This window comes from Candidatus Sphingomonas phytovorans (assembly GCA_029202385.1).
GTDB classification, from domain to species: domain Bacteria; phylum Pseudomonadota; class Alphaproteobacteria; order Sphingomonadales; family Sphingomonadaceae; genus Sphingomonas; species Sphingomonas phytovorans.
In genome coordinates this window covers 561,414-587,939 of the sequence record CP119314.1, presented here as the reverse complement: position 1 = coordinate 587,939, position 26,526 = coordinate 561,414, and the positions used below count along the sequence as shown (strand labels likewise).

At 65.9% G+C, this 26,526-nt stretch carries 22 protein-coding genes; 10 read left to right on the top strand and 12 right to left on the bottom strand.

Translation table 11 applies throughout. The features are described from left to right. The first annotated feature begins 11 nt into the window (after positions 1–11). Together P0Y59_02895 and P0Y59_02890 are read left to right on the top strand one after the other, a co-directional pair. A complete protein-coding gene (locus P0Y59_02895) occupies positions 12–1,409 on the top strand; it encodes a serine hydrolase (protein WEK00659.1) in 1,398 nt (465 codons plus the stop codon). After that, positions 1,409–2,779, top strand: coding sequence for a leucyl aminopeptidase family protein (locus P0Y59_02890; GenBank protein ID WEK00658.1), 1,371 nt, complete (start codon positions 1,409–1,411; stop codon positions 2,777–2,779). Before P0Y59_02895 ends, P0Y59_02890 begins: the two co-directional genes overlap by 1 nt. A gap of 82 nt (positions 2,780–2,861) precedes the next feature. On the opposite strand, the gene P0Y59_02885 is transcribed toward P0Y59_02890, so the two are convergent. The 8 genes from P0Y59_02885 to tpiA form a co-directional block, all read right to left on the bottom strand. Continuing rightward, positions 2,862–3,491: a DUF4198 domain-containing protein gene (locus P0Y59_02885; protein ID WEK00657.1), complete on the bottom strand. Its 630-nt coding sequence runs from the start codon at positions 3,489–3,491 to the stop codon at positions 2,862–2,864. Between the two features lie 32 nt (positions 3,492–3,523). Next, complete coding sequence (locus P0Y59_02880; GenBank protein WEK00656.1) at positions 3,524–3,820, bottom strand: DUF3325 domain-containing protein; 297 nt, start codon at positions 3,818–3,820, stop codon at positions 3,524–3,526. Continuing rightward, complete coding sequence (locus P0Y59_02875; GenBank protein WEK00655.1) at positions 3,817–5,409, bottom strand: PepSY-associated TM helix domain-containing protein; 1,593 nt, start codon at positions 5,407–5,409, stop codon at positions 3,817–3,819. The genes P0Y59_02880 and P0Y59_02875 overlap by 4 nt, the downstream gene beginning before the upstream one ends. Then, positions 5,406–5,723 carry a hypothetical protein gene (locus P0Y59_02870; protein ID WEK00654.1) on the bottom strand — a complete coding sequence of 106 codons (318 nt, stop codon included), beginning with the start codon at positions 5,721–5,723 and terminating at the stop codon, positions 5,406–5,408. The genes P0Y59_02875 and P0Y59_02870 overlap by 4 nt, the downstream gene beginning before the upstream one ends. Next, entirely contained in the window at positions 5,720–7,954 is a 2,235-nt protein-coding gene (locus tag P0Y59_02865) for a TonB-dependent siderophore receptor (protein WEK00653.1), read from the bottom strand. The genes P0Y59_02870 and P0Y59_02865 overlap by 4 nt, the downstream gene beginning before the upstream one ends. Before the next feature lie 313 nt (positions 7,955–8,267). Continuing rightward, positions 8,268–8,651 carry a cupredoxin domain-containing protein gene (locus tag P0Y59_02860; protein WEK00652.1) on the bottom strand — a complete coding sequence of 128 codons (384 nt, stop codon included), beginning with the start codon at positions 8,649–8,651 and terminating at the stop codon, positions 8,268–8,270. 114 nt (positions 8,652–8,765) lie between these two features. Then, the gene (locus P0Y59_02855) at positions 8,766–11,654 is read right to left on the bottom strand and encodes a TonB-dependent receptor (protein WEK00651.1); all 2,889 of its coding nucleotides are present in this window, start codon (positions 11,652–11,654) and stop codon (positions 8,766–8,768) included. Between the two features lie 238 nt (positions 11,655–11,892). Beyond that, positions 11,893–12,672: a triose-phosphate isomerase gene (gene tpiA, locus P0Y59_02850; GenBank protein ID WEK00650.1), complete on the bottom strand. Its 780-nt coding sequence runs from the start codon at positions 12,670–12,672 to the stop codon at positions 11,893–11,895. A gap of 136 nt (positions 12,673–12,808) precedes the next feature. On the opposite strand from tpiA, the gene P0Y59_02845 reads away from it, so the two are divergent. Together P0Y59_02845 and trpE are read left to right on the top strand one after the other, a co-directional pair. Then, entirely contained in the window at positions 12,809–14,752 is a 1,944-nt protein-coding gene (locus P0Y59_02845; protein ID WEK00649.1) for a SurA N-terminal domain-containing protein, read from the top strand. Positions 14,753–14,768: 16 nt separating this feature from the next. After that, positions 14,769–16,268, top strand: a complete 1,500-nt coding sequence (gene trpE, locus P0Y59_02840; GenBank protein WEK00648.1) for an anthranilate synthase component I — start codon at positions 14,769–14,771, stop codon at positions 16,266–16,268. Positions 16,269–16,298: 30 nt separating this feature from the next. On the opposite strand, the gene P0Y59_02835 is transcribed toward trpE, so the two are convergent. Next, positions 16,299–16,706 carry a hypothetical protein gene (locus P0Y59_02835; GenBank protein WEK00647.1) on the bottom strand — a complete coding sequence of 136 codons (408 nt, stop codon included), beginning with the start codon at positions 16,704–16,706 and terminating at the stop codon, positions 16,299–16,301. 135 nt (positions 16,707–16,841) lie between these two features. Here P0Y59_02835 and P0Y59_02830 point away from each other — a divergent pair, with 135 nt between their 5' ends. The 6 genes from P0Y59_02830 to P0Y59_02805 all read left to right on the top strand — a co-directional run bounded on the left by P0Y59_02830 (position 16,842) and on the right by P0Y59_02805 (position 20,693). Next, positions 16,842–17,426 (top strand): aminodeoxychorismate/anthranilate synthase component II, encoded by a 585-nt coding sequence (locus P0Y59_02830; GenBank protein WEK00646.1) that lies wholly within the window; start codon positions 16,842–16,844, stop codon positions 17,424–17,426. Positions 17,427–17,474: 48 nt separating this feature from the next. Continuing rightward, positions 17,475–18,470, top strand: coding sequence for an anthranilate phosphoribosyltransferase (trpD, locus tag P0Y59_02825; GenBank protein ID WEK00645.1), 996 nt, complete (start codon positions 17,475–17,477; stop codon positions 18,468–18,470). Beyond that, on the top strand, positions 18,467–19,252 hold the full coding sequence (gene trpC, locus P0Y59_02820; GenBank protein ID WEK00644.1) for an indole-3-glycerol phosphate synthase TrpC: 786 nt from the start codon (positions 18,467–18,469) through the stop codon (positions 19,250–19,252). Before trpD ends, trpC begins: the two co-directional genes overlap by 4 nt. A gap of 90 nt (positions 19,253–19,342) precedes the next feature. Then, positions 19,343–19,810, top strand: coding sequence for a cyclic pyranopterin monophosphate synthase MoaC (gene moaC, locus P0Y59_02815; GenBank protein ID WEK00643.1), 468 nt, complete (start codon positions 19,343–19,345; stop codon positions 19,808–19,810). Between the two features lie 63 nt (positions 19,811–19,873). Then, complete coding sequence (locus P0Y59_02810; GenBank protein WEK00642.1) at positions 19,874–20,230, top strand: metalloregulator ArsR/SmtB family transcription factor; 357 nt, start codon at positions 19,874–19,876, stop codon at positions 20,228–20,230. Continuing rightward, entirely contained in the window at positions 20,214–20,693 is a 480-nt protein-coding gene (locus P0Y59_02805; GenBank protein WEK00641.1) for an SRPBCC domain-containing protein, read from the top strand. The genes P0Y59_02810 and P0Y59_02805 overlap by 17 nt, the downstream gene beginning before the upstream one ends. Positions 20,694–20,896: 203 nt before the next feature. On the opposite strand, the gene P0Y59_02800 is transcribed toward P0Y59_02805, so the two are convergent. From P0Y59_02800 to P0Y59_02790, 3 genes are all read right to left on the bottom strand, one after another. Beyond that, positions 20,897–23,209, bottom strand: a complete 2,313-nt coding sequence (locus tag P0Y59_02800; protein WEK00640.1) for a TonB-dependent receptor — start codon at positions 23,207–23,209, stop codon at positions 20,897–20,899. Between the two features lie 229 nt (positions 23,210–23,438). Next, positions 23,439–25,706 carry an FdhF/YdeP family oxidoreductase gene (locus P0Y59_02795; protein WEK00639.1) on the bottom strand — a complete coding sequence of 756 codons (2,268 nt, stop codon included), beginning with the start codon at positions 25,704–25,706 and terminating at the stop codon, positions 23,439–23,441. A gap of 340 nt (positions 25,707–26,046) precedes the next feature. Then, a complete protein-coding gene (locus tag P0Y59_02790) occupies positions 26,047–26,232 on the bottom strand; it encodes a hypothetical protein (protein ID WEK00638.1) in 186 nt (61 codons plus the stop codon). Between the last annotated feature and the right edge of the window lie 294 nt (positions 26,233–26,526).

Sequence of the window (26,526 nt, the reverse complement as noted above, 5' to 3'; positions counted from 1 at the left end):
GACAACTCACGATGCTGATCCGTTCGACGTTGACGATAGTTGCGCTGTTCGCCGCGACACCGGCCTTCTCCCAGGCGCTCACGGCGGAAGAACGCGCTCAGGTCGACCGGATCGTCACCGAGACATTGACGGGCACCGACGTTCCTTCCGCCTCGATCGCGGTGGTGCGCGGCGGCGAGATCGTCTTCGCCAGGGCCTATGGCAAGCAGGCCGAGCACATGCCGGTCGCGCGCGAGGAAGCGCCCTACCAGATCGCCTCGGTCTCGAAACAGTTTACCGCCGCCGCGATCCTGCTGCTCGCCGAGGACGGCAAGCTCAGCCTCGACGACAAGGTCGCCAGATACATTCCCGACATCACCGACGGCGACAAGATCAGCATCCGGCAGTTGCTCAGCCACACCTCGGGCCTGCAGGATTACTGGCCGCAGGATTACAGCTTCAAGGCTATGGCCACCCCCGTCACGCCCCAGGGTATCGTCGATCGCTGGGCGAAGAAGCCGCTCGATTTCACGCCCGGCACCCAATGGCAATATTCGAACACGGGCTATGTCGTCGCCGGCATGATCGTCGAGAAGGTCGCCGGCATCCCGCTGCTCGACTTCCTCAAGCTGCGGGTCTTCGCGCCGCTCGGCATCACCGCCTATGATCAGGATCTCGCGGTCGGCAAGGGCTTCCCCCAGGGCTATGGCCGCGCCGCGATGGGCCCGCTGCGCGTCGCCACCCCCGCCGCGCGTGGCTGGCTGTTCGCGGCGGGCGAACTGGCGATGAGTGCGCGCGACCTCGCCAAATGGGATGTCGCCCGGCTCAACCGCAAGATTCTCAATGCCGACGACTGGATGCTGCAGGAGACGCCGGTGAAGCTCGCCGACGGCACCTCGACCGGCTATGGCCTCGGCGTCTCGATCGGCGCCGCCAATGGCCGCCGCTATGTCGAACATACCGGCGAGGCGGTCGGTTTCCTATCCTACAACATCGTCTTCCCGGACGAGCGGGCGGCGATCGTCGTGCTCACCAACAGCTGGTCGAGCGACGCGTTCGTCACGATCGGCCAGGGCCTGGCGCGCACCCTGCTCCCCGCGCCACCACCCGCCGACCCCGCCGACAGTCCGGCACTCGCCAGGGCACGGCTGATATTCGACCAGCTTCGCACCGGCACGCTCGATCGCGCCCTGCTCACGGAGAACGCCAATTATTATTTCACGCCGGTCACCCTCGCCGATTTCAGGACCAGCCTCGCACCGCTCGGTGATCCGGTGACGTTCGCCCAGACCGGTACCGCCCGGCTGCGCGGCGGGTTCGTCGGCCGCAGCTTCCGGGTCACCTATGCCGCCAGGGCATTGGCGATCAGCACCTATGCCGACCGAAGCGGCAAGATCGAGCAATTCCTCGTCGCGCCGGCAAAACGCTGATGAGCGCCGCCCTTCTCCAGCCCGATCGCGGCCAGCCTGCCCGCTCGATCGAGATCGTCGAGGCCGCCGGCTTCGAGGCCTGGCTCAATGCCCAGCCACCCCGCCTCCGCGCGGCGGTCTCGGCACAGAAGCTCACCGGCAAGACCGGCGGCAGCGCGATCCTGCCCGGCGACGCCGACGACTGGTCCGTCGTGCTGATCGTCGAGAAGAGCGACCTCGGCGCCTGGGATCTCGCCAGACTGGCGGAGACTCTTCCCGAAGGCAGCTATCGCCCCTCGCGGGAGGCAGGCGCGGCGATGCTCGGCTGGGTGCTCGGCCAGTACCGCTTCGACCGCTATCGCAAGCCCGACGGCGAAGGCCCGCGCGTGCTGCTGTCCGGGCAGCCGGCGCTGGTCGAGGAAACGGTCCGCATCGCCGCCGCCACCACCAAGGTACGCGACCTCGTCAATACCGGCGCATCGGATTTCGGCCCCGCCGAGCTGGAGGCGGAAGTGTCCGCGCTCGCCGAAGCGCATGGTGCCACGCTCAGCGTCACGCGGGGCGAGGCGCTGGTGAAGGGCTATCCGATGGTCCATGCGGTCGGCCAGGCTGCCGCCAAGGGCCGGGAGCCGCGCCTGATCGAGCTGGAATGGGGCGATCCGAAGAACCCCCGCATCGCGCTCGTCGGTAAGGGCGTGTGCTTCGATTCGGGTGGGCTCGACATCAAGCCCAGCGCCGGCATGCGGCTGATGAAGAAGGACATGGGCGGCGCGGCGCACGCGCTGGCGCTGGCCGGGCTGGTCATGGCGGCCCGGCTCAAGGTCCGCCTTCACCTCCTGATCCCGGCGGTCGAGAATGCCGTCTCGGGCAACGCCTTCAGGCCCGGCGACGTGCTGAGGACACGCAAGGGCCTGACGGTCGAAAACACCAATACCGACGCCGAGGGGCGGCTGATCCTGGGCGACGCGCTCACCCGCGCGGGTGAGGAGAAGCCGACGCTGATCGTCGATTTCGCGACGCTCACCGGCGCGGCCCGCGTCGCGGTCGGCCCCGATCTGCCCGCCACCTTCGTCAATGACGAGCCGCTTGCCGGGGCGCTGTTCGCCGCCGCGGGCGAGGTGGACGACCCGCTTTGGCGCATGCCCCTGTGGGACGGTTATGACGAGATGCTGAAGTCAGACGTCGCCGACATGATCAATGCGGCCGACAGCGGCTTTGCCGGCGCCGTGACGGCTGCCTTGTTCCTCCGCCGTTTCGTACCGGAAGGCACGCCCTGGGCGCATCTCGACACCTTCGCCTGGCGCCCCGCGGGGAAGCCGGGCCGTCCCAAGGGCGGCGACGCGCTCGGCCTGCGCGCCGCCTGGGCGATGCTCAAGGCGCGCTATAGCTAGAGCATCGTCCGCCTTCCCCGGCAGGCGCCGGGGAAGGCGGAAACGGTGAGGCTTGACCCTCCCCGCCTCGGAGACGCCCTGTTCAGGGTACTACGAACGTCGTCGTCGCGATGCGGTGCACTGTCGAGACCGTCCCGCCGCCGATCGTCGCCGGCCCCGCGTCCTTGATGGACGCGGACAGCAGATAGCGCCCGCGTTCGCGCATCGGGACATCGACGTGCCCCTGCGCGTCGGTCGTCACGCCCTTGGACCATTTGTCCGGGCTGACGATCGTGATCGCGACGCCGGCCAGCGGCTTGCCGTCGCGGACAAGCGCAAAGCGGGTGCCGCCGGCCGTCACGGGCATGATTTCCAGCGGCATTTTCGCGGTCGCCTCGCTTCGCCCGGCGCGCGCATAATAAATCACGCCCTCTTTCTTGCCGTCAGGGCCCCATGGATCGAAAACATTGTCGTCCCAGGCCCGCACGTCGCCCGCCGGCACAACCGCCTCGATGAATCCCTCCTTGCGAACAAGCTTGGCATCCACGCCCGACAAGAGCCGTGGCGCCTTGAGCTTCGCGAATTCCGGATCGCCGCCTGGGGGAAGTGCCTCGGCCGGCTCACCAAGATAAATCCGCGCGGGGCCGTTTCCGTCGCGTTCGACCCACACTTCATGCGCCTGCACCACGCCCGAAAAACCCAACATCAGGGCGAATAATATTGTCTTCCTCATCTTCATCCTCCTTGTGATCGAATGACGGGCCATCACCGCGCGCGAGGCCCGGTGTCGCGCTGAGACTTGGGCATCAGGTTCATCGCCAGGAAAACGATGCCCGCGCCGAGCATCGTCAGCCCGATCCACAGGATCGGACCGAACACCCAGCCGCTCGCCGCGATCGCCGGCGGAAAGCCGGCGGCCAGGGCAATCCACGCACCGGCTCGGAGGCGTCGTTTCGCGCGCGGCGAAGGGCGCGTGCCGACGAAGCGGCGATGATGGTCGTCGGTGACCAGGCCGAACAACGTAAAGGCCAGGACCGTGCAAAGGGCGGCGAGGAAACTCATTCGGCAGGCTCCAGGACCGGATGCGACTCAACCGGACGAGCGGCGCTCGCCCTTGGCCGGCGCGCCACGGGACGATATCGGGCGACGCGGCGCGCGATGGCGATGAAGCTGCCTGCGAAGACCAGCAGCGTCGCATCGATCCCGGCGAGCATCATATCGCCCGACATGATCGAGGCCGGCAGCCCGCGCCCGGTGGCGAGGATATTATAGATCGGCAGCATGCCGAGCAGCACGCCCGTCGTGCCGAACAACAGGACCCAGCTCGTCGCCGGACGCCGCGCGACCGCCAGCACCGAGGCACTCGCCCAGGCAATGAACAGCGCATTGACTTCCCATTCAGCGCGCCCGGCTAGCCCGATGGGCAGCAGCCGGTTCGCCCAGAACATGCAGGCGATTCCCAGCGGGAACCCGCCGATCACCGCGACATTCAGCCGCTCGACGATCCGGAAGCCAAGATGCGGCCGCTGCGGATCGACCAGCTTTTCCCGGCGCTTGACGGTCCACAGGACGAGGCCGCTCGCGACCATCACCGCTCCGGCAATGCCGCACAGGAAGTAGATGAAGCGCAGGCCCGTATCGGCATATCGCCCGGTATGGAGACCGATCATGGCACCCGCGGTGACCGCTGCCCCGCCGGGTTGGGGCGCCTGCCAGAGGAGCCTGCCGCTGGTACCTTGGTAGGTCAGGCGTGGGGTGCGTGACGACAGCATCGACGCGGGGCTCCGGCTTACCGTGACCCGCGACGCGGCATCGCCGGGCATGCTCACCTCGATGAAACCGGCCGGTCCGCCGAACCGGCGCTCCGCATCCGTCACGATCGTGGTGAGTGCGGCGAGCGGCACCCGCCGGTCGGTACGCTCGACGGCTGGGGCCTCCGGGAACAGGGCCTCGAATATCTTCGCCTGGTCGCTGTAATTGGCGACGACCGCCCAGGGCATCAGCATCGCCATCAGCGTCACGAGACCGGTATAGGTGATCATCAGGTGGAACGGCAACGCCAGCACCGCCGACGCATTGTGACCGTCAAGCCATGATCGCTGCCCCTTGGCGCGCCGAAGTGTGAAGAAGTCGCGGAAGATCTTCTTGTGAGTCACGATCCCGCTCAGGATCGCCACCAGCATCATCATCGTCGCGAAACCGACCAGCCAGCGCGCCCAGATCACCGGCATGTAGTGAAGGTCGAAATGGAAACGATAGAAGAACTCGCCGCCGCGCGTCTCGCGGGCGACAGCCGGCTGCCCGTCAGCGCCGATCAGCGCCTGGTTGTTCCGCCGCCCGCGGCGACGCTGTCCCTCACCCTTCTTCTGCTGGGGCTGCCAGAACAGGTCGGCACCCGGCGAATGCTCGTTCGCCACGGTGATGAACCAGCTTTCCGCGTCGGGCGCCTTGCGTTCGAGGAAACGCTGCGCCCCCGCGAGGACCCGCATCGGCTGTTCGACCCGCGCCAGTTCAGGGCGCATCCAGCGGTTCATCCCCTCGCGCCAGAAGGCGATCGTGCCAGCGACGAACACCAGGAACAACACCCACCCAAGCAGCATCCCGGACCAGGTGTGGAGGAACGCCTGCGATTGACGGAAACCCTTGCTCATAGCCGCCCCGTCAGGTCGATCGAGATCCATGTAATCGCCCCCGCGACCGCCCCCATGCCGGCCAGCGTCCAGATTGCCCGCCAGGCGCTGCGCGCGGCGAACGCCCAGATCGCGGCGAAGGCGCACAGCGCGAACGCGACGAGCGTCGCGATGATCGTGGCTTCGGATCGATCGCCGGGCAACAGCCGCGCGAGCGCCATCGCCCACAGGCTCCCCACCGCATAACCGAGAGGGATGGCGGCGATGACGCGCAGCAGCACGTCGCCGCGCCGCCGCCACGCGCCCCCGCGCTCGACGCGACCGGCGGCGCTCACTGGAACGTGTATCGCGCGGTGGCGAACACGGTACGCGGGCTGCCGTAATAATTGCCGCGCCCGGTCGAGGAGATGCGGGCGTAATAATTGCGGTCGAGTACGTTGTTGACGTTGACTGATACGGCAAGCTGCTCGGTCAGCTTGTATCCGGCGCGCAGATCGAGCACGGCATAGCTGCCCTGCCGGACGATCGACGATCGGGTCAGCACCGAGCCGTCTGCCCTGAACACCGCCGGATTGCCGCTGAAGGTCGAACTGAACCAGGTCACCCCGCCGCCAATGCTCGCCCCTGCCAGAGGCCCGTCCTTGGGAGCATAGTTGGTGAACAGCTTCGCCATGTGCGCGGGAATGACGGGCAGCAGCGACAGACCCTCGAACACCGGGTTCGCGTCCTTGAGATATTTGGTGCGCGTGAAGCTGTAGCCGCCATTGATCCGCCAGCCGGGCAGGATCTCTCCGCTCGCCTCGGCCTCGATCCCGCGCGCGCGCACCTTTCCGATCTGGAGGACGACGTCAGCCAGATTGGGGTCGTTGAACAGGCGGTTGGTCTGGGTGATCTGATAGGCGGCGAGCGACAGGAGCAGCCTGTCCTTCATCAGCGACAGCTTGGTGCCCGCTTCGAACTGGTTGCCGATCAGCGGGTCGATCTGCTGGCCGTCGGGCCGGCGGCGCCCCGCCGGGGCAGCCTGCGGCGTGAAGCTGTCAGCATAGCTGCCATAGATGTTCCATTTCGACGTGACGTCCCACACCAGGCCGGCATAGGGCGTGAAACGATTGTCGACACCATAGCTTGTCGGCGGCGGCAGCGTGGCCTGCATCGATACCAATGTCCTGCCATGGCTGTCCCACCAGGTCAGCCGTCCGCCGCCCACCAGCGTCAGCCCGGCAAGGGGGCTGAGGCGGACCTGGCCGTAAAGGCCATATTGCTCGATCTGGGTCCGCGTGCCGCCATAATTCTGCGTCACGGGCCCGGCGGGGCCGGGATAGGCAAGCGACGGACCATAGGGGTTAAGCGCCGGCTCGGCCGGCGAGACCGGGTTGAATACGTTGATCGTCGCGTAGTTCGATAGCCGCGTATAATAGGAATCATAGGACTGCGCCTGATAGTCGGCACCCAGGATCAACGTCTGGTCACGGCCGAACAGCGGGAAGCTGCCGATGCCGTTGACATCGAATGACCGCGTGGTCTGGAAGCTGTCGCCGCGATAGGCGATGTGGCTGGTCGTGCCGCCATTGGCCGGTGTGACCGGCTGGTTGCCGATATAGCTGTAAATGTCGATTCGATCGACGCCGGTGGCAAGGCCGGTCGCGCGCAGCGTCCATCGGTCGCTCACCCGGTGGACCACTTCGACGAAGCCCTGCCAGCTTTCCGAACGGAAGCGGTTCCAGTCGGCACCGAGATAGGTCGACCGGTCGATCTTCAGCAACTGCCCGTCGCTGCCGTCGGCGCCGCCGATCAGGCCCGGCAGCCCCGACTGGATCGCCGGCTTGAACCGGTCGTAATTGCCGCCGACAGTCACCGTCGTCCGGTCGCCGATCTCGATCGACCCGACCGCGAAGGCGCCGACTCGGTTGCGATGCGCGACCTTGAAGAACTGGTCTTGGTCCTGCAGCATCGCGCCGACACGCAGGCCGGCCCGGTCGCCGAGCGGCGTCGATGCATCCAGTTCAAGCCGGACATTGCTGTAGCTGCCGCCGCCTGCGGACGCCTGGACGCGCAACGCATCGAGCGGCCTTTTCCGCACCAGGTTGATGCTGCCCGCAGGGTTGCCCGATCCGCTGAACAGGCCCGCCGGGCCACGCAGCACCTCCAGCCGATCGTAGAAGAACAGGTCCGGCACAACGGCGGGAAAGCCGAACGCCATCGTCGGCACGCCGTCGACCAGATAATTGCTGATCGCGAAGCCGCGCGACAGGAAGGAAGGATCCTCGCTGCCCACGCCATTCACGGTAATGCCGTTCGTCACGGTCAGCGCGTCTTCGAGGGTAAAGAGGTTCTGCGCCTCGATCTGGTCCCGCTCGATCACCGTGACGGTGTTCGGCACATCCTTGAGCGGGGTCACCGTCTTGCCGACTTCCCGGCCATAGCTCTTGCCGAAAACGACGACGTCGCCTTCGCGCTGGCCCGCCTCGTCCTCCGGCGTCGCGCCGCTCGTCTCTTCGTTTGCCAGCGCCGGGGCCGCACCGCCGGTCAATGTGCAGCCGGCAAGCAGGAGACTGAAGAAACGCATACCATGATCCCTTTTATGATTCGTCGCGCCCCGATAGCCGAAGACTAATGCGAGTCACTAGCATTATCATTTGATAGTGAAGGTGCGCCGGGTAGCTGACACCAGGAGGACCGACGTCGCTCCGATGGCTGCGTGGACAATCACCGCGAATGGGCGGCGAATTCTGGGTGCATTCTCGATCAGCCCAAGCCATCAGGCCATTGGACTGCGGCACGGCGGGTTCGGAGCGTCGGAACGGTCGCCGTGGTGACCGGATTGCCGCAGGCGCCATCTCGTCAGCGCACTGGAATCGCCGCTGACGGGCTACCCGCGCCTATTCGACCACGATCTTTCCGGTCATCCCGAAGGTCGAATGCATGAAGTGCGAGCAATGCACGTCATAGGTCCCGGGCGCCGGTGCGGTCAGGCGCACATCGGCCGTCTGGCCACCACGCAGTTCGATCTCGCCCCTGGCGACAAAGGCGCGATCCCGCGCTTCCATCGATGCGGCATCGAAGAATGCCTTGGCCGAGAAATCATGGCCGCCCTTCGCGGTGTTGACGAAATGCAGCACATAAGGCTGGCCATGCCGCAGCGTGATGGTCGACGGCGTGAACTTGAAGTTCGACAGGTCGATCTCGATCCGCTCGGGCGATTGCGCCGCGGCGGGGGCAGCGAGAACCAGTAACGCCAGGGCTGCCAGGATGACGCGAGTCATTTCATGCCTTTCCGTGCCGAAACCCCGATAGAGCGACGATACGCCCTATCCCGGCGCGCAGAAAGGCCGAAAGGGCCGGCGCTGGTCGGCGCCGGCCCGCTTCGTCATTGAACCCTACATCTTGTAGGACAGCCGGGCGTACCCGAACTGGCCCGGCACGTCGTAGGTCGTCGGATCGTAATTAGGCCCGGTGCAGCTCGTGCAGCCCGGCGGATCCTGGTTGAAGACATTGTTGACGCCGAGCGTCAGGGTGACCCGATCCTTCATGAAGGCCGGGGTGTAGCTGACCTGGACATCGCCATAGAGCCGGCTGCCGAGCCGGCTGCCATCGGCTTCGACGACGCTCTTGATATAGCGGCCGGTGAAGGACGCGCCGAAAGCGCCGAACTGCCAGTCGACCACGCCATTGCCCTTGAATTCGGGATAGGACTGGTCGGGGAAGCCCCGCGTCTTGCCGCGATAATCCGTCGTCGTGAAGCCGACCGCGGCCGGGAAGGTCTCGGTATATTTCAGCAGGAAATTGCCGTTGAGCGACAGGCCGAAGCTGCCGACGCCGGTCTGCGGCGTACGGTAATTGGCGGTCACGTCGATGCCGCGGGTGCGGATGCCGCCGATATTCTGCAACTGCGCGTTGATCCGAGAGATCAGGCCGCTCGGCGTTCGCTTGATCGCGGCGCAGCTCAGCGCGTCGGCGCTCAGGGCGCAGCGGCTGAGCGTCAGTTGCGCATCGACCGGCGCGATCGCATTCTCGACCTTGATGTCGTAATAATTCACCTCCACGCTCAGGCTGCTGGCAAAGCCGCTATTGCGCGCCCAGGCTGGCGAATAGACGCCCCCGAACAGCCAGGTCCGCGACGTTTCCGGCTTCAACGCTTGGTTGCCGCCGGTCAACACGCCCAACTGCCCGCCGGTCGGTTCCTGGTAGCTGCCGTTCGCCGGCACGCCGTTCGCGGTGCAATTGGCCCGCACCGTGGCCGACGACTGATAGGGCGATCCCGGCACGTTGGTGCACGGGTCGTCGATCGGCGCGTCGGAGCGCGATTCCGCACCGAACAGTTCGCCGATGCTCGGCGCCCGGAAACCCTGCGCATAGGATCCGCGCAGCAGCAGGTCCTTCACCGGCTTCCACAGTCCGCTCGCCGTATAGGTCGTGTTGCTGCCGCCGGGCGCGAAGTTCGAATGGCGCACCGCGCCGTCGAATTCGAGCGACTGGAAGAACGGCACGTCCTTCAGGATCGGCACGCGCAACTCGGCATAGAATTCGTCCGAATTATAGCTGCCATGTGCCGGCTGCGCCGGGATGTCCGCGCCGAGCCCGGCGGTGATGATCGGATCCGGCGTGAAATCACCCACCTGGTAACGATGCTCATAGCCGACCGCGATGCCGACCGGCCCCGCCGGCAGGTCGAACAGCTCGCCGCTCAGGTTTGCGGTATAGTCGTTGACGCTCTGCGAGCTGCGATCAAGCTCGGTGAAGCCGACGAACGCCAGCATCGCCGGGGTTACCGATCCGGCACCGCCGAAGATGTTGAACGGCACGCACGCGCCGGTGCAGTTCGCCACCGGGCCGAGCGCCTGTGCCAGCTTCGCCGCGTTGATGTTGCCGGTGAAGGTCTGCTTGGCATCGTTGAAGCCGAACACGGCGTTCACGTCCCAGTAGAATTTGTGGCTGCCCACATTGAATGACCCGTCGAGCGTGCCGGTGACGGTCATTGTCTCGACATGCTGGGTATAGGTGCGCTGCCCGGCCTCGATCAGCCGCCTGCGCACCGTCGAATAATTGGCTGGCGGATTGCCAGCGCCGCCGGCCGACAGGGTATAGCCGAACGGGTTGTACGGGTTGGTCGCGTCGATCGAGATCGTATCGAGCAGGTTGCCGTTGCCCGCATCGGGGCCGACGAACAGCGGCAGGAACGCAGCCTGGTTCTGCGAATTGCGCTTCATATAGTTCATCTTGACGCGCAGGTTGATGCTGTCGGTCAGTTCCTGCTTCGCGCTGACGAAGAAGCCGTACCGTTCCGATGGTGTCAGGAAATAATTATAGGGAGAGAAGTTGAAGCGGTCGGCGGTGGTCAGCAGCCGGAAATCGCTGTTCGGCCCGGTCGGGTTCAGCGGGTCGAACCGCGGGCGACCGGTGATCGGCGGATTCTTCGGCGTGTAGACGGGACCGCCGCCGACAAGCTGGATGAAGCCGTTCAGCGTCGCGCTACTGCACCCGCCGATCGGATCGGTGCAGCTCGTCTGGCCCGGGTTCGGGAATTGCGAGATGCTGCGATCCCGCGTGCTGACCGCTTCCTGCTTCACATAGCTGCCGCCGAACACGACATGGGTGGTCGGCCCATTGATGCCATAGCTGATATTATAATCCTGGGTATGGCCGTCGCCCTGCCGGAACGTGCCGAACTGCGCCGATGCCTGAAGACCCTGCTGCTGCGATTTCGTGATGATGTTGACCACGCCCGCGAGCGCATCCGATCCGTAAAGCGGCGACTGGCCTGACTGGAGCACCTCAATCCGGTCGATCGAGCTCACCGCGATGGTGTTGAGGTCGACCGTCGAGGGAATGCCGCTGGCCGAAGCGCCGTTGACGTAGCGAAGGCCGTCGACAAGCACGAGCGTGCGCTTGGCGGTAAGATACCGCAGGTCGATTTCCGCCGACCCCGCGCCCACGCCGCCGCCATCGGGCGGATTGCCGATATTGCCGCTGTTGTTGACCTTGCTGTTCAGGCCGCCGCTCGCGCTCGGCAGGCGTTGCAGCACGTCGGCGACTGACGACAGGCCGGTGCGCGCCAGCGAGGTCTGATCGACGGTGATGACCGGCGAGTCCTGCTCAAGCGGATCGCGGCGGATGCGCGATCCCGTCACGATGATGTCGCCGCCATCGGCTTCGGCCTGCTGCGTGGCAGGCCCGCCGCTCGTCACCGACTGCGCCAGCGCACCCGAGGGAAAAGGAACCAGTACGGCCATCACCACGCCACACCGCAACATCGTCTTGAGTGTCATTTCGTGTCTCCCCATTGCCATGCACGAGGCTGTGCCAAGGGGCCGGTGGTGGCAATGGGACCGGATCGGTTCTGCCGCGACGCAGCGCGGATTGTTGCGGCAATGTTGCCGTTTCGACACAAAATCATGTCATTCCGGCTATTTATTTTGCCGGTTTGGAGGTCATGCAGCAATAATATGAGGTTGGCCGCAGGCGGACGACGCGCTTCTCGGGGAAAGCTGCGCTGCGGCCAGCCGGTCAGCCCAGCGCCGCCCCGGCCTCCACGATCGGCACGAACTTCGCCGCCGTCAGGCTCGCCCCGCCGACCAGTGCCCCGTCGACATCGCCCGCGCCCAGCAGCTCAGCCGCATTGTCCCCGGTCACCGATCCGCCATAGAGGATCCGCACCGCGTCCGCCTCCTGCCCGATCAGCGCGCGCAGCCGTGCGCGGATGGCGCCGTGCATCGCCGCCACATCCCCCACGGTCGGCGTGCGCCCGGTGCCAATCGCCCAGACCGGCTCATAGGCGATCGACAGCCAGTCCGCCGCCGCATCCTCCGGCAGGGACGCCGCGAGCTGCCCGGTCACCATCGCCTCGGCACGCCCGGCATCGCGCTCGTCAAGCGTTTCGCCGACGCACAGGATCGCCCCCAGCCCGCCCCGGCGCAGCGCCTCGGCCTTGGCCTTCACCTGCTGGTCGGTCTCGTGGCAATCTGCGCGCCGCTCGCTATGGCCGATGATCGAGAAGACGGCCCCCGCCTCCTTCACCATGCCGACCGAGATGCAGCCGGTATGCGCCCCCTTCTCCGCCGGATGAACGTCCTCCGCCCCGATCGCCAGGCCAGGCGCGCGCGCGGCGGCGGGCGCGATCCCCGACACGCGCGCGACAGCGGGCGCGATCAACGTCGCCGGCACCGCGATCGCGACGTCGACGCCCGGCGCGGCCATGGCCGCCGCGGCGATCCCATCCAGCTCGGTCAAGGCAGCCAGGCTGCCGTTCATCTTCCAATTCCCTGCAATCAGCTTGCGTCGTGCCAAAGCGCCATCTCCCTGTTCTGCGATCAGCCGATTAACGGGCCTTCACGATCGCACAAGCTTGAAGGAGCGGGTCGGTCCCCTTAAAGCGTCGCAGTTCGTCCCTTTTCAGCCTCCATCAGATCGGCTCGTCTCGACCATGCTCAGTCTCATCCGCCGCGCCGTAAACTCGAAGGTGGGCGTCGTCATCACCCTCGGCGTGCTCGCCGTGATCGCCCTCATGTTCGGCATGGGCGACATCACCGGCCTGGGTGGCAGCGCGAAGCTTTCCGGCACCTCGGTCGCCAGCATCGGCAAGACGAAGATCAGCGAGATCGACCTGCGCCAGCGCGTGCAGAACCAGCTTGAGGGCCTGCGCCGCGAACAGCCGACGCTCGATATCGTCCAGTTCGTCAACCAGGGCGGCGTCGACAGCACGCTCGAAGGCACCATCAACGCCCTGGCGCTGACCGAATTCGCGCAGCAACAGGGCCTCGTCGCGTCGAAGCGGCTGATCGACGGCCGTATCGCCAGCCTCCCCGCGGTGCAGGGCATCGACGGCAAGTTCAGCCAGAGCTCCTATGAGCAGTTTCTCGCCCGCATCCGCCTTTCCGACAAGCAGCTCCGCTCGGAGATCCTGAACGACACGCTGACCCAGCAGCTGATCGTGCCGACCTCGGGCGCAACGCAGGTCCCGGTCAAGGTCGCGCTGCCCTTCGCGTCGCTGCTGCTCGAAAAGCGCGACGGTCAGGTCGGCTTCATTCCGACGCCAGCCATGGGCAAGGGCACCCCGCCGAGCGATGCCGAGCTCGCTGCCTTCTACAAGCGTAACCTGGCCCGCTATACCGTGCCGGAACGCCGGGTCATCCGCTACGCGACCGTCACCCTTGAAGGCGTCAAGGCAACCGCCATTCCGACCGAGGCGGAAATCACCAAGGGCTATCAGCTCCAGAAGGCGAAATTCCAGGCGACCGAGAAGCGCGACATCGTCCAGGTCGTCGTCCCCGACCAGACGGCGGCGAACGCGCTCGTCGCCAAGGCCAGGGCCGGCACGCTGGCAGAAGCCGCCCGTGCCGCCGGGCTCGAGCCCAACACGCTGAAGGGCGTGGAGAAACCGGCCTATACCACCGCGAATTCGCCTGAGATCGCCAATGCCGCGTTCAGCGCGGCGAAGGGCGCGGTGCTTGGCCCGTTCCGTACCGCACTCGGCTATACCGTTCTCCGGGTCGACGGCATCGAGAATGTCGCTGCCAAGTCGCTCGAACAGGCCCGTCCAGAGCTGGTGACTCAGCTCAGCGCCGAAAAGGCGGTGGTAGCGATGCAGGCGACGCGCGACGCGATCGACAATTCGATCGGTAGCAACGCCACCTTCGACGAGATCGTCGCTGACCGGAAGCTGGCGGCCGCCAATACCCCGCCCCTCACCACCGCCGGGATCAACCCGGACGATCCCGCGTCGAAGCCCGATCCTGCCTTCGCCCAGGCAGTGGTCGCCGCCTTCGCCGCCGAGCAGGGCGACGATCCGCAGCTCGTCCCGATCGGGCAGGATGGCAGCTTCTCGCTTGTCTCGCTGGCCCGCATCATCCCCGCCGCGCCGCGTCCGCTCGCCGAGATTCGTGAAAAGGTCGCGAGCGATTTCGTGATCGACCGGGCGCAGCGGCTGGCGCGTCAGGCGGCGGTCGACGTCGTCGCGCGCGTCAACAAGGGCATGCCGCTCGCCCAGTCGATGACGGAGACCAAGCTTGGCATCCCCGGTCCCCAGCCGGTCCCGCCCGTTGCGCGCGAGCAGATCGAGAATGCGCGCGGCCAGGTGCCGCCCGCCATCACGCTGATGTTCAGCATGACCGAGAAGAAGGCGCGGATGATCGAGGCGCCGAACAAGGCCGGCTGGTTCATCGTCTATCTGAACCATATCGAGCGCGGCAATGCCGCTGGCCAGAAACTGGTGATCGACCGCGCCCGCGCGCGGATCGGCCAGGTGGTCGGCCGCGAATATGTCCAGCAGTTCACCGAGGCGGTGCGCCGCTCGGTCGGCGTGAAGAAGAACGAGAAGGCGATCGGCGAGGTCCGCGCCGCGCTCACCGGCCAGGGCGGTTCCAATTAATCCTGCCGTTCCCGGGATGACCGACGCCGCCGTCTCCGCCCTCGATGCGGGGCGGCCGGCCCTGGTCTGGCGCCGTCAGATCGCCGACACCGAGACACCGGTGGCGGCGGCGCTCAAGCTGATCGAGCCGGGACGCGGCGATTTCCTGCTCGAATCGGTCGAGGGCGGCGCGACGCGCGGGCGGCACAGCCTGATCGGCCTCGCCCCCGATCTGGTGTTCCGCGCGGCCGGCCCTCGCGCCGAGGTCAACCGCCACTGGCTGACCGACAAGGCGGCGTTCGAACCCTGCGACGTACCGACACTCGATGCCCTGCGCGCGCTGGTCGCCTCCTGCCGCATGGAGGTGCCGCCGGAACTGCCGCCCGCGCTCGCCTGTCTGGTCGGCTATTTCGGCTATGAGACGGTCGGCCTGGTCGAAAAGCTCGATCGCCCGTCAAATGATCCGCTCGGCCTGCCCGACATGATGTTCGTGCGGCCGACGGTCGTGCTGATCTTCGACCGGCTGGCCGACGCCCTCTTCCTGGTCGCACCCGTCTGGCCCGATGCCGCCCGCCAGCCCGCCGCGATCGTCGCCGAGGCGCAGGACCGGATCGAGGCCGTCGCCGCGCGCCTCGCGACCGCGCCGCTCCCCGCGCCGGTGCGCGCGACCGACCTGGCCGATATCAGCCTGACGCCCGTCCTTCCCGAAGGGCGCTATGGCGATATGGTCGCCCGCGCCAAGGACTATATCGTCGCCGGCGACATCTTTCAGGTCGTGCTCGCCCAGCGCTTCACCGCGCCCTTCGCCCTCCCCGCGTTCGAGCTTTACCGGGCGCTGCGCCGGATCAATCCGTCACCCTTCCTCTATCATCTCGACCTGCCGGGCTTCGCGCTGACCGGGTCGAGCCCTGAGATCCTCGTCCGCGTGCGCGACGGGGAGATCACCATCCGCCCGATCGCCGGCACCCGCCCGCGCGGCAAGACCGCGGCCGAGGACGAGGCGAACCGGCAGAGCCTGCTCGCCGACCCTAAGGAACGCGCCGAGCATCTGATGCTGCTCGATCTCGGCCGCAACGATGTCGGCCGGGTTGCGGAGGCCGGCACGGTCAAGGTGACGGCCAGCTACACCACCGAACTCTACAGCCATGTCATGCATATCGTCTCGAACGTGGTCGGTCGGCTGGACAAGAATCATGACGCGCTCGACGCGCTCTTCGCCGGTTTCCCCGCCGGCACCGTCAGCGGCGCGCCGAAGGTCCGCGCCTGCGGCGTCATCGCCGAGCTGGAGCAGGAGGTGCGTGGCGCCTATGCCGGCGGCGTCGGCTATTTCTCGCCCGACGGATCGATGGACTCCTGCATCGTCCTGCGCACGGCGGTCGTGAAGGACGGCGTCATGCACGTCCAGGCGGGCGCCGGCATCGTCGCCGACAGCGATCCCGCCTATGAACAGCGCGAGTGCGAGGCGAAGGCCGGCGCGCTGCTCGCCGCAGCGCGCGAAGCGGTGGCGCGGGCCTCCGAAAGCGGGTTCGGACAGTAACGTCCCGTCCCCTTCCCTTTCAGGGAGAAATCAGGGGATCGCGCTCTGCTCGCGCTTCTTCTCGGCGCGCTCCGCCGCGAACTGCTGGTTCATCTTCAGCGCGCAGCCGGTCTGGCCGCCGGAACCGACCGGAGAGCAGGTATCGGGCAGCCCGCCCGCCTCGCGCCCGATCTCGTCGAGCGTCGCCGCCCGGTTCACCCAGCTATTGGTCGCCGCGCTCTTCTTGGTCTCGCGCAGCGCCTTGGGGATGCGGTAGGGGTCCTCGAGCTTGCTGCACACCACCACCTCGCCGTTCACCGCGGGCGGACATTTCTGGGTGCCGGTCAGCGTCACATTGCGGATTCGCTCCGGCGGCTTGCCGCTTTCCGCCTGCTGGTCCTGCGCGGCCGCCACGCCGGGAAGCGACAACAGAGCGATGGCTGCGATGGTACGAAACATAAGAGCGACCTCCTGGGCGGCATCAACGTCCGCGTCTAACGATTGCTCCACCCTGAATGAAGCGGGAGCCTGCCCGAACCATGTCGTGATCGTGGCGTGGTTGCGCAAGCGCGTGCATCGGTTATGGCGGCGCGCATGATCCTCGTCATCGACAATTATGACAGCTTCACCTGGAACCTGGTCCATTATCTGATGGAGCTGGGCGCGGAGGTGAAGGTCGTCCGCAACGATTCCCTCACCGCGCGCGAGGCGATCGACTCAAACGCGCAGGGTTTCCTGATCTCGCCGGGGCCCTGCACCCCGAACGAGGCGGGCATCAGCCTCGATCTCGTCGCCGCCTGCGCCGATGCGGAAAAACCGCTGCTCGGCGTGTGCCTCGGTCATCAGGCGATCGGCCAGCATTTCGGCGGCCATGTCGTGCGCGGCGGGCTGATGCACGGCAAGACCTCCCCCGTCTCGCATGACGGCACCGGCCTGTTCGAAGGCCTGCCCTCGCCGTTCACCGCGACGCGCTATCACTCGCTCATCGTAGAGGATATTCCGGACGGCCTGATCGTCAATGCGACCGCCGACGATGGCTCGGTGATGGGCTTCCGCCACGCGACCCTGCCGATCCACGGCGTTCAGTTCCACCCGGAAAGCATCGCGACCGAACATGGCCACGCCCTGCTGGCCAATTTCGTACGGCTCGCCGGCATCGACGTGAAGGCTAGGGCGTGAAGACAGCACCTTTCCTTTCCCCTCCCGCAAGCGGCAAGGGGCTGTAAAATGACAAGCTTCACCTCCCTCCCCGATCCCTCGACCCCGCTTTCAAGCGAAAGCGCGGCGCAGGCCTTTGCGGACATTCTCGACGCGAGGACCTCGGAAGAGGCAGTCGCCGAATTCCTCATCGCCCTCAGCGACCGGGGCGAGACCAGCGTCGAGATCGCCGAGGCTGCGAGGGCGCTCCGTGCCCGCATGATCCCGATCGAGGCGCCCCACGGGGCCGTCGACGTATGCGGCACCGGCGGTGACGGCCACCACACGCTCAACGTCTCAACCGCCGTCTCGATCATCGTCGCGGCCTGTGGCGTGCCGGTCGCCAAGCACGGCAACCGCGCCGCGTCGAGCAAGGCGGGCGCCGCCGACACGCTTGAGGCGCTCGGCCTCGACATGGAACGCGCCGGCCGCAATGCCGAGGCAAGCCTCCGCGATATCGGCATCGCCTTCCTGTTCGCCGCAAACCACCACCCGGTGATGAAGCGGATCACCCCGATCCGCCGTCACATCGGTCGTCGCACCATCTTCAACCTGATGGGCCCCCTCGCCAATCCGGCGCGCGTGGCCCGCCAGCTCATCGGCATCGCCCGCCCGGATTATACCGCGCCCTATGCCCACGCACTCGAGCAGCTCGGCACCGAAGCCGCGCTGGTCGTCTCGGGCGAGGAGGGGCTTGACGAAGTATCGGGCGCGGGTCCGACGATCACGGTTAGCGTCGGCAGCCTGTCGATGCCGGCCCGTATCGCCCCCGAGGATGCCAACCTGCCCCGCCACGGCATCGCCGCCATCCGCGGCGGCGACCCCGATTATAACGCCGCGGCGCTGCGCCGCCTGCTCGCCGGCGAGCATGGCGGATATCGCGATGCCGTCCTTCTCAACTCTGCCGCCGCGCTGATGGTCGCCAGCAAGGCCGCCGGCCTTCCGGAGGGCGCTCAAATCGCCGCCGAAGCGATCGATTCCGGTGCGGCCCGGGCCCTGCTCGATCGCTGGATCGCCTATTCATGACTGACATTCTCGAACGAATCCTCGAAACCAAGCGCGCCGAGGTGGCCGCGCGCAAGGCCACCATGCCGCTGTCGGAGCTCGATGCCTCCATCGAGCGCCAGACCAAGCCGCGCGGTTTCCGCGCGGCGCTCGACGCAAAGGCGAAGACCGGCCACGCGCTGATCGCCGAGATCAAGAAGGCAAGCCCGTCAAAGGGCCTGATCCGCGCCGATTTCGATCCCCCTGCCCATGCCCGCGCCTATCAGGCCGGCGGCGCGGCGTGCCTCTCGGTGCTGACGGACGAACCCTGGTTCCAGGGCGCCGATTCCTATCTCACCGAAGCCCGCAATGCCTGCAGCCTGCCCGTCCTGCGCAAGGATTTCATGGTCGATCCCTGGCAGGTGCCCGAATCCCGGGCGATCGGGGCAGACGCGATCCTGCTGATCATGGCCGCGCTCGACGACGGCCTGCTCGCCGAGATCGAGGCGAGCGCGATCGACTGCGGCATGGACGTGCTGGTCGAGGTGCATGACGCGAAGGAACTGGAGCGCGCGCTGAAGCTCAAATCGCGCCTGATCGGCGTCAACAACCGCAACCTGCGCGATTTCACGATCGACTTCGAGAACAGCTATCGCCTGGTCGGCAAGGCGCCGGCCGACTGCACCTTCGTCGCCGAAAGCGGCCTCACCATCCGCGCCGACCTGGACCAGATGGCCGAACACGGCGTGCACTGCTTCCTGATTGGGGAAGCGCTGATGCGCCAGCATGACGTGGAAGCCGCAACGCGGGCGCTGGTCGGATAATTTCCTTCCGTTCTTTTCGAGCGTAGTCGAGAAACAGGCCCAAAGCGCAGTCGGCGGTTTCTCGGCCGTGCTCGAAACGAACGGTGGATGATGACCAACCTCACGCACCTCGACGACAGCGGCGCCGCGCACATGGTCGATGTCTCCGGCAAGCCGGTCACCGCCCGCGAGGCAGTCGCCACCGGCCGCATCGACATGTCCCCCGAAGCCGCCCGTGCAATCCTTGACGGCACCGCGCTGAAAGGCGACGTTCTCGCCGTTGCCCGGGTCGCCGGCATCATGGCAGCCAAACGCACCAGCGACCTGATCCCGCTCTGCCATCCCCTGCCCCTGACCCGGGTCGCCATCGACCTCACCGTGGACGATACCGGCGTCACCGCCACCGCGACCGCTGCCACCGAAGGCAAGACCGGCGTCGAGATGGAAGCCCTCACCGCCGTCTCGGTCACGTTGCTCACCATCTACGACATGGCCAAGGCGATCGACAAAACCATGACGATCGGCGGTGTTTGCCTGCTGGCAAAAACGGGCGGCAAATCGGGCGACTGGAAAGCCTGATCTCCCGATATGAATAAACACTAAAGCTATTGCCTAACTATCGAGCCCGCGATAGTTAGGCATATGCTTAACCAACCCGATTCGCTCGATCTCGCCTTCAATGCCCTCGCCGACCGCACCCGCCGGTCGATCGTCGAGCGGCTGTCGCGCGGCGAGGCCTCGGTCAGCGAGCTCGCCCGTCCGCTTGCCATGTCGCTGCCCGCCGTGATGCAGCACATCGCCCTGCTCGAAAGCTCCGGGCTGGTCAGGTCTGAGAAAATCGGCCGCGTACGCACCTGCAGCCTCGATACCGAAGCGCTCGGCCACGCCGAGCAATGGATCCAGCAGCGCCGCGTTGAATGGGATCACCGCCTCGACCGGCTCGGCACCTATCTCGCAACACTCATGGTCAAAGGAGAAGAGAATGACACAAAAGGCTGAAACGATCGAACCCCTGCGCCTGTCGCGCATCTATCCGGCGCCCCGCGCGCTCGTGTTCGAGGCGTGGAGCAGTGCCGAACACGTGAAACAGTGGTTTTCGCCGGAGACCTTCACGGTCCCCGAGGCGACCGTGGAGATGCGGGTTGGTGGTACCTTCGATTTCTGCATGCGCGGCCCGGACGGCACCGATTACTGGAATCGTGGAACCGTAGCCGAGGTCCGGCCGAACGAGCGGCTGGTTCTCGATCTCCGCGCAGAAGGCGGCAGCGGCAATGTGCTGTTCACCGCCAGAACCGAAGTGGATTTCATGGACGATGCCGGCGGAACGCGGATCGATATCGTGCAGAGCTATGTCTTTGTCGATCTGACACTGGCACCGATGATGGTGCAGGGCGCTCCCATCGGCTGGAGCCAGACGCTCGACAAGCTTGGCGTCGAACTGGCCCGCATGACGGCCGCCTGACGAAATCCGGATCCACCGCCCGTCGCCCTCGAAAGGGTGACGGGCAGCGATCAGGTGGCCAAAGGCCGGTCGACATTCAGTTCAGGCCGAGCCGAAAAGCGTGATTTCCGAGCATCGGAGCACAGCGTACTAAAGGTACGTGAGCACCGAAGCGCAGGAAATCGCGCTTTACAGGCCGGCATGGGCTGAATGTCGATTGGCCTTTAGCGGAACTTGCCGCTGACCGAGATGCCGATGACGCGCGGTTCGTTGAACACCGCCGCCATATAGTTCTCGATCACACCCTTCAGGTTCTTCTCGTTGGTGATGTTCCGGCCGAACAGGGCAACCTCGTAAGCGCCGCCCGGCGCGCTGTAGCCGATCTTCAGGCCGCCTTCGAACGTGCCGTTCGAATAGAACTCCTTGGTCTTGTAGAGCACGAAGTTCGTATAACCCTGCAGGTTCCAGTCGGTCGAAATGAACGCCTTGCCGCCATTGCCGAGCGGAAGGTCATACCGGCCGTTGAAGTTCACCGTATATTCCGGCGCGTTCGGCAGCGGCTGGCCGTCGATCTGGGCGAACACCGCCGGCGATCCGAACACCGGCACGGTGATCGTCGGGTTTTGCACGGTACAGACAACCACGCCGCTCAGTGCGCAGACCTGCGCATAGACTCGCTTGTCCTTGATCTCGCTGTGCAGCAGGCTGAGCCCAAGGCCGAGGCTCAGGTTCGAGCTCGGACGCCATTCGGCCTCCGCTTCCATGCCGTACGCCTTGGCCTTGTCGGCGTTGAACAGCACGCCATTGCCGTTGGAATCGTTGCCGTTCAGCTGGATGTCGTTGACCGTGTAGGTGAACGCCGTCGCATTCAGGCGAAGATGGTTGTTGAACAGGTTGCTCTTGAACCCGGCTTCCCAGGAAAGGATCGTTTCGGAATTCGCCGTGGTGAAATCCGAATTGAACACTGCCGAACGGCCCTGGATGGTCGGGCCGCGGAAACCGCGCGCGACGCGGGCATAGAGGCTGACGTCAGGATTGATCTGGTACAGCGCGCTCACGTCCCAGCTCGGCTGCGTATCCTTGAGCTCGACGAAACGGCGGCCGGTATAGGTTACCGCATTCGTCGCGGTATTGGCCGTCTTCAGCAACTCGGTCGTCTTCTTGTCCTCGGTCACGCGGCCACCCGCGGTGATCGTCAGGCTCGGCAGGATCTCGTAGCTGACCTGACCGAACGCCGCCCAGGACGTGTTCACGTCATGCAACCGCACCCAGTTGTTCGGGTTACGCGCGGCGGTGTTGAGGAAATAGGCCCGCTGGTAGAATTCGGTGATGTCGCGCGAATCGAAATACATGCCACCGATCTGCCACTTGAAGCGGCTGTCGCCGTCGCTCGCCAGCCGGACTTCCTGGGTGAACTGGTCGAGCTTGCGGACATTGCCCTGCGACTCGCCGAAGCCAATACCGCCGAAATTCGCCGCGGCGCCGCCATCGGTGTCGCCCCGGCTATACCCGGAGGTAGTTTCATAAGCGCTGATAGAAGTCAGCACGACGCCGCCGAAATCATAAGCGGCCCGCACCGACTCGCCATAGGTCTTGTAGGCCTGCGGGTTGTTCATCGCCTCGTCGAACGCGACCTTGTCGCGCGGCTCGGCGCTGACATCGTTCGAGCCCTTCTTCAGCGCGGCGCGATGGAACAGGGTCGAGGTGCCGCGATAATCGCGCGCGTGCGCCGAAACGTTGACGGAGAAACGGTCGCCCGGGGTGAACAGCAGCTGGAGGCGAATGTCGCGCTCGTCGAAGCCGCCCATGGCGTCCTTCTTCGGCGAGACCGTGCCGTCGGCGCTGGTGCCGGTGAAGGTGTTGTCGACCCAGTTGTCACGGTGCTGGTACAACGCCGACAGGCGGAACGCGAGCAGGTCCTTGACGATCGGCCCGCCCACACCGCCATCGGCGGTGATCGTGTTATAGCTGCCATAGGATGCCTGGCCGCGCCCCTCGAATTCCTGGGTCGGCTTGATCGTGTCGAACTTGATGATGCCCGCCGTGGTGTTGCGGCCGAACAGCGACCCCTGCGGCCCGCGCAGCACTTCGGTCTGCGCCACGTCGAACACCGGGTTCGACTTCAGCACGACATGCTCCAGCACGACATCGTCCTGGATGATCGACACCGGCTGCGACGCACCGAGATAGAAATCGATATTGCCCAGGCCGCGAATGTAGAAACGCGGGAAGATTCGGCCAGTCGTGGTTTCGGCGTAGAGGCCGGGCACCCGGCCCGCCAGCGACAGGATGTCGTCGCCGCCGGTCTGGTAGGACCGCAGCGCGTCTCCGCTGACCACGGCAACCGAGAGCGGCACCTTCTGTAGCGATTCAGGGCGCCGTTCCGCCGTCACGACGATGTCGCCCAGCGGCGCTTCTTCGCCCTGCTGCGCCGACGACGCGGCTGCATCCTGCGCGAAGGCGCCGGCTGAACAGAACAGCGCGCCGATGGCTGCGCCGAACAGAAGGGACGATTTAGCGACGGTCGATTTGGACACGGAAACCCCTAAAATATAACTGAAACAACCAGATATGCGTAACTTGCCTGGGACCGGACGAGCGTCGCGGTCCCCACGAATCGTTTATCGATTTCGCTGAGCGAGCCCCACAGGCCGCCCGTTAGGCGCCGAATAAGTCCGTGGAATGACAGGGTCGTTTCGTCGACGGAACAACCTTCCGGAGCCTTTCTCGTGGGGCTCCGGAGTATGCGCGCCTTCCCGGCGGCAGTCAGGTCGCGGCGCGCAGGGTGACGGCGATGGATTTATAGGAGGGCGTGCCGCTCTTCCGGTCATAGTCGTCGAGCGCGATCAGCCGGTTCGCTTCCGGATAATAGGCTGCGACCGATCCCCGCGCGATGCCATAGGCGACCGCCGTCTGGCCTCCGAGCACGCGGTCGCCCGCCACGATATCGATCCTGTCGCCATGGGCGAGGCCCTGCGCGGCAAGATCGTCGGCATGGACGAAGACGACGTCACGGCGACCCGTAATGCCGCGATAGCGGTCGTTCAGGCCATAGATGGTGGTGTTATACTGGTCGTGGCTGCGGATCGTGGTGAGGGTCAGGCGGCCATCGTCCCGGCCCTCGTCTTCGTCGGTACCGGGAAAGACCGCGAAATGGGCCTTGCCGTCCGGCGTGCCCCATTCGCGGCTGGAAGCGCCGACGCGCAGGCGGAAGCCGCCCGGCGTGCGGATCCGCGCATTGAAATCGAAAAAGTCGGGAAAGACCTCCTCGATCTTGTCGCGGATACGGTCATAGTCGGCGACGAGGCCGTCCCAGTCGACCTTCGTATGCGGGATCGCCGACCTGGCGATCCCCGCGATGATCGCCGGTTCCGACCGCAATGTCGCCGACGCCGGTTTCAGCCGGCCGCGGGAGGCGTGGACCATCGACATAGAATCCTCCACCGTCACCGCCTGCGGGCCCGTTGCCTGCACGTCCTGCTCGGTGCGACCGAGGCAGGGCAGGATGAAGCTCTCCCTGGCGCTGAGCAGGCAGGTACGATTGAGCTTGGTGCAGATCTGAACCGACAGATCGAGGCCCTGAAAGGCCCGAAAAGCAGCCTCCGGATCGCTCATCGCCACCGCAAGATTACCGCCCAGGCCGATAAAGCCCCTTGCCGTTCCGTCGCGCATCGCGGCCACGGCCTCGACGGCGCTATGGCCGTGCTTGCGCGGCGCGGAAATCCCGAACGCCGTGTCGAGCCGGGCGAGGAACGCTTCGGTCGGGATCTCGGTGATGCCGACGGTGCGGTCGCCCTGCACATTGCTGTGGCCGCGCAAGGGGCAGATCCCGGCGCCCGGCTTGCCGATATTTCCGCGCAACAGCAGCAGGTTGGCAAGCTGCTGGACATTTTCGGTGCCGTGGCGATGCTGGGTCAGCCCCATGCCGTAGCAGATGATCACCCGGTCGGACTCGTAATAGACTCGGGCCATCTCCTCGATCGCGGCACGGCTCAGGCCCGAGCGGCGCTCGACCACCGCCCAGTCGGTGGCCTCGATATCGGCGTGAAGCGCGTCGAAGCCGACCGTTTGCCCGGCGATGAAGGCCCGGTCGAGCAGGCCGTCGCCGCCTGTGGCAAGGTTCACCGCGTCGGCCTCGAACAATGCCTTCATCATCCCCTTGAGCATCGCCACATCGCCACCGACCTTCACTTGGTGATAGGTCGATGCGAGCGGGGTTGCGCCGAGCGTCAGCATTTCCACGGGATCCTGCGGCGCCTCGAAACGCTCGAGCCCGCGCTCCTTCAACGGATTGGCGACGACGATCGGGACTCCGCGGCGGGCACAGTCACGCAGCGTCGTGAGCATGCGCGGATGGTTGGTGCCGGGATTGTGGCCGATGCAGAACAGCGCATCGGCCAGGTCGAAATCCTCCAGCGTCACGGTCCCCTTGCCGACCCCGATCGACTTGGGCAGCCCGACGCTCGTCGCCTCGTGGCACATGTTGGAGCAATCGGGGAAATTGTTGGTCCCGAACTCGCGCGCCAGAAGCTGGTAGAGGAAAGCGGCTTCGTTCGACGCGCGGCCCGAGGTGTAGAATTCCATCCGGTCGGGCGTATCGAACGCGCGCATCGCCTGGCCGATGCGCGCGAACGCGTCTTCCCATTCGACGGGCACGAAATGGTCGGTAAGCGGGTCGTAGCGCAACGGGTGGGTCAGCCGCCCGGCGTCCTCCAGGGCATGGTCGCTCCAGCCGAGCAATTCGGTCACGCTGTGAGTCGCGAAAAAGTCCGGGTCGACGCGCTTGACCGTTGCTTCCCAGGTCACCGCCTTGGCACCGTTCTCGCAGAACTCGAAGGATGACGTGTGCTTGGGATCGGGCCATGCGCAGCCGGGACAATCGAAGCCGTCAGGCTGGTTCATCTGCAGCAGTGCGCGGGTATCGGTGCTGGCGCCCATCTGGTCGCGCACGGCCCGGGCAACCGCCTTCAACGCTCCCCAGCCGCCGGCCGGACCGGCATAGGGCTTCACGCCTCGGGGATCGGTGCCTGCCATCTCGCCCTCCATCTGCCCGTCGGTCGTCGAGTCGCCGAAAAAAGGATGGCACCAGATATCGGTCCGAGGGGAAGCCGCATGCAAGAGCCCCGAGTCCCTGCCATGAGCAACCCCGATCCGGCCATCGCCTCCCCCTTCGCCTGCTGCGTGCGCACATCTCGTTCCGAGGAGTCTTCTCCTTCTCCCGGCGGGAAGGTTGAGGGTGACGAATATCGTAGCATCCTCAACCTCACCCCGCGCTGCTACGCAGCTTGCCCCTCTCCTAAAAGGAGAGGGGAAGTAGGACGCTCTGCCAGATGGGTGAATCCGCTAGCCCCCTGCGCCAGGGGCAAGGCCGCGTCTATCGCGCCGTGGCGTCAACCGGCGCGCGATCGGTCTCTTCGCTCAGGCCGATCACCGCCTTGGTCGAGTAGCGCAGGGAAAGCGTGCGATGCGCCGCCGCGGCCGAGGGATGCTCGGCCCGGGCCGCCATCGTCGCTTCCTGCTTCGCCCGGGTTAGCAGATAGCGGGTTTCGTGATCGGTCATTTCTCGCCTTTCGTCGCCCCACGCACGGGCATCTACACCGCGAACATTGCTGCCAGATGTCCCATCTTCGCATGCGGGATTAATCGTGCTCGGGGCGCGACGTAGCATTCCGTTTCAGGGAGTCCGAACCGGAGAGCGCTTCGTCAAGCAGGGCGCGGATCGATTCATTTCCGGCGCGGCCCGTGCCAGCGTCGAGTGGTCGGGAACCGACTGGACCTGGCCCGCTCTTTCTCATGACCGACACATGATGAATCGTTTCCGCACCGCTTTTTTCGGGGGGGTGAATTGTCGTAT

Bases quoted from the DNA above. Each gene is read 5' to 3' on its own strand.
- P0Y59_02895 (WEK00659.1), top strand. From the start codon at position 12: ATGCTGATCCGTTCGACGTTGACGATAGTTGCGCTGTTCGCCGCGACA.
- P0Y59_02890 (WEK00658.1), top strand. From the start codon at position 1,409: ATGAGCGCCGCCCTTCTCCAGCCCGATCGCGGCCAGCCTGCCCGCTCG.
- P0Y59_02885 (WEK00657.1), bottom strand. From the start codon at position 3,491: ATGAGGAAGACAATATTATTCGCCCTGATGTTGGGTTTTTCGGGCGTG.
- P0Y59_02880 (WEK00656.1), bottom strand. From the start codon at position 3,820: ATGAGTTTCCTCGCCGCCCTTTGCACGGTCCTGGCCTTTACGTTGTTC.
- P0Y59_02875 (WEK00655.1), bottom strand. From the start codon at position 5,409: ATGAGCAAGGGTTTCCGTCAATCGCAGGCGTTCCTCCACACCTGGTCC.
- P0Y59_02865 (WEK00653.1), bottom strand. From the start codon at position 7,954: ATGCGTTTCTTCAGTCTCCTGCTTGCCGGCTGCACATTGACCGGCGGT.
- P0Y59_02860 (WEK00652.1), bottom strand. From the start codon at position 8,651: ATGACTCGCGTCATCCTGGCAGCCCTGGCGTTACTGGTTCTCGCTGCC.
- P0Y59_02855 (WEK00651.1), bottom strand. From the start codon at position 11,654: ATGACACTCAAGACGATGTTGCGGTGTGGCGTGGTGATGGCCGTACTG.
- P0Y59_02845 (WEK00649.1), top strand. From the start codon at position 12,809: ATGCTCAGTCTCATCCGCCGCGCCGTAAACTCGAAGGTGGGCGTCGTC.
- trpE (WEK00648.1), top strand. From the start codon at position 14,769: ATGACCGACGCCGCCGTCTCCGCCCTCGATGCGGGGCGGCCGGCCCTG.
- P0Y59_02835 (WEK00647.1), bottom strand. From the start codon at position 16,706: ATGTTTCGTACCATCGCAGCCATCGCTCTGTTGTCGCTTCCCGGCGTG.
- P0Y59_02830 (WEK00646.1), top strand. From the start codon at position 16,842: ATGATCCTCGTCATCGACAATTATGACAGCTTCACCTGGAACCTGGTC.
- trpD (WEK00645.1), top strand. From the start codon at position 17,475: ATGACAAGCTTCACCTCCCTCCCCGATCCCTCGACCCCGCTTTCAAGC.
- trpC (WEK00644.1), top strand. From the start codon at position 18,467: ATGACTGACATTCTCGAACGAATCCTCGAAACCAAGCGCGCCGAGGTG.
- moaC (WEK00643.1), top strand. From the start codon at position 19,343: ATGACCAACCTCACGCACCTCGACGACAGCGGCGCCGCGCACATGGTC.
- P0Y59_02810 (WEK00642.1), top strand. From the start codon at position 19,874: ATGCTTAACCAACCCGATTCGCTCGATCTCGCCTTCAATGCCCTCGCC.
- P0Y59_02805 (WEK00641.1), top strand. From the start codon at position 20,214: ATGACACAAAAGGCTGAAACGATCGAACCCCTGCGCCTGTCGCGCATC.
- P0Y59_02795 (WEK00639.1), bottom strand. From the start codon at position 25,706: ATGGCAGGCACCGATCCCCGAGGCGTGAAGCCCTATGCCGGTCCGGCC.
- P0Y59_02790 (WEK00638.1), bottom strand. From the start codon at position 26,232: ATGACCGATCACGAAACCCGCTATCTGCTAACCCGGGCGAAGCAGGAA.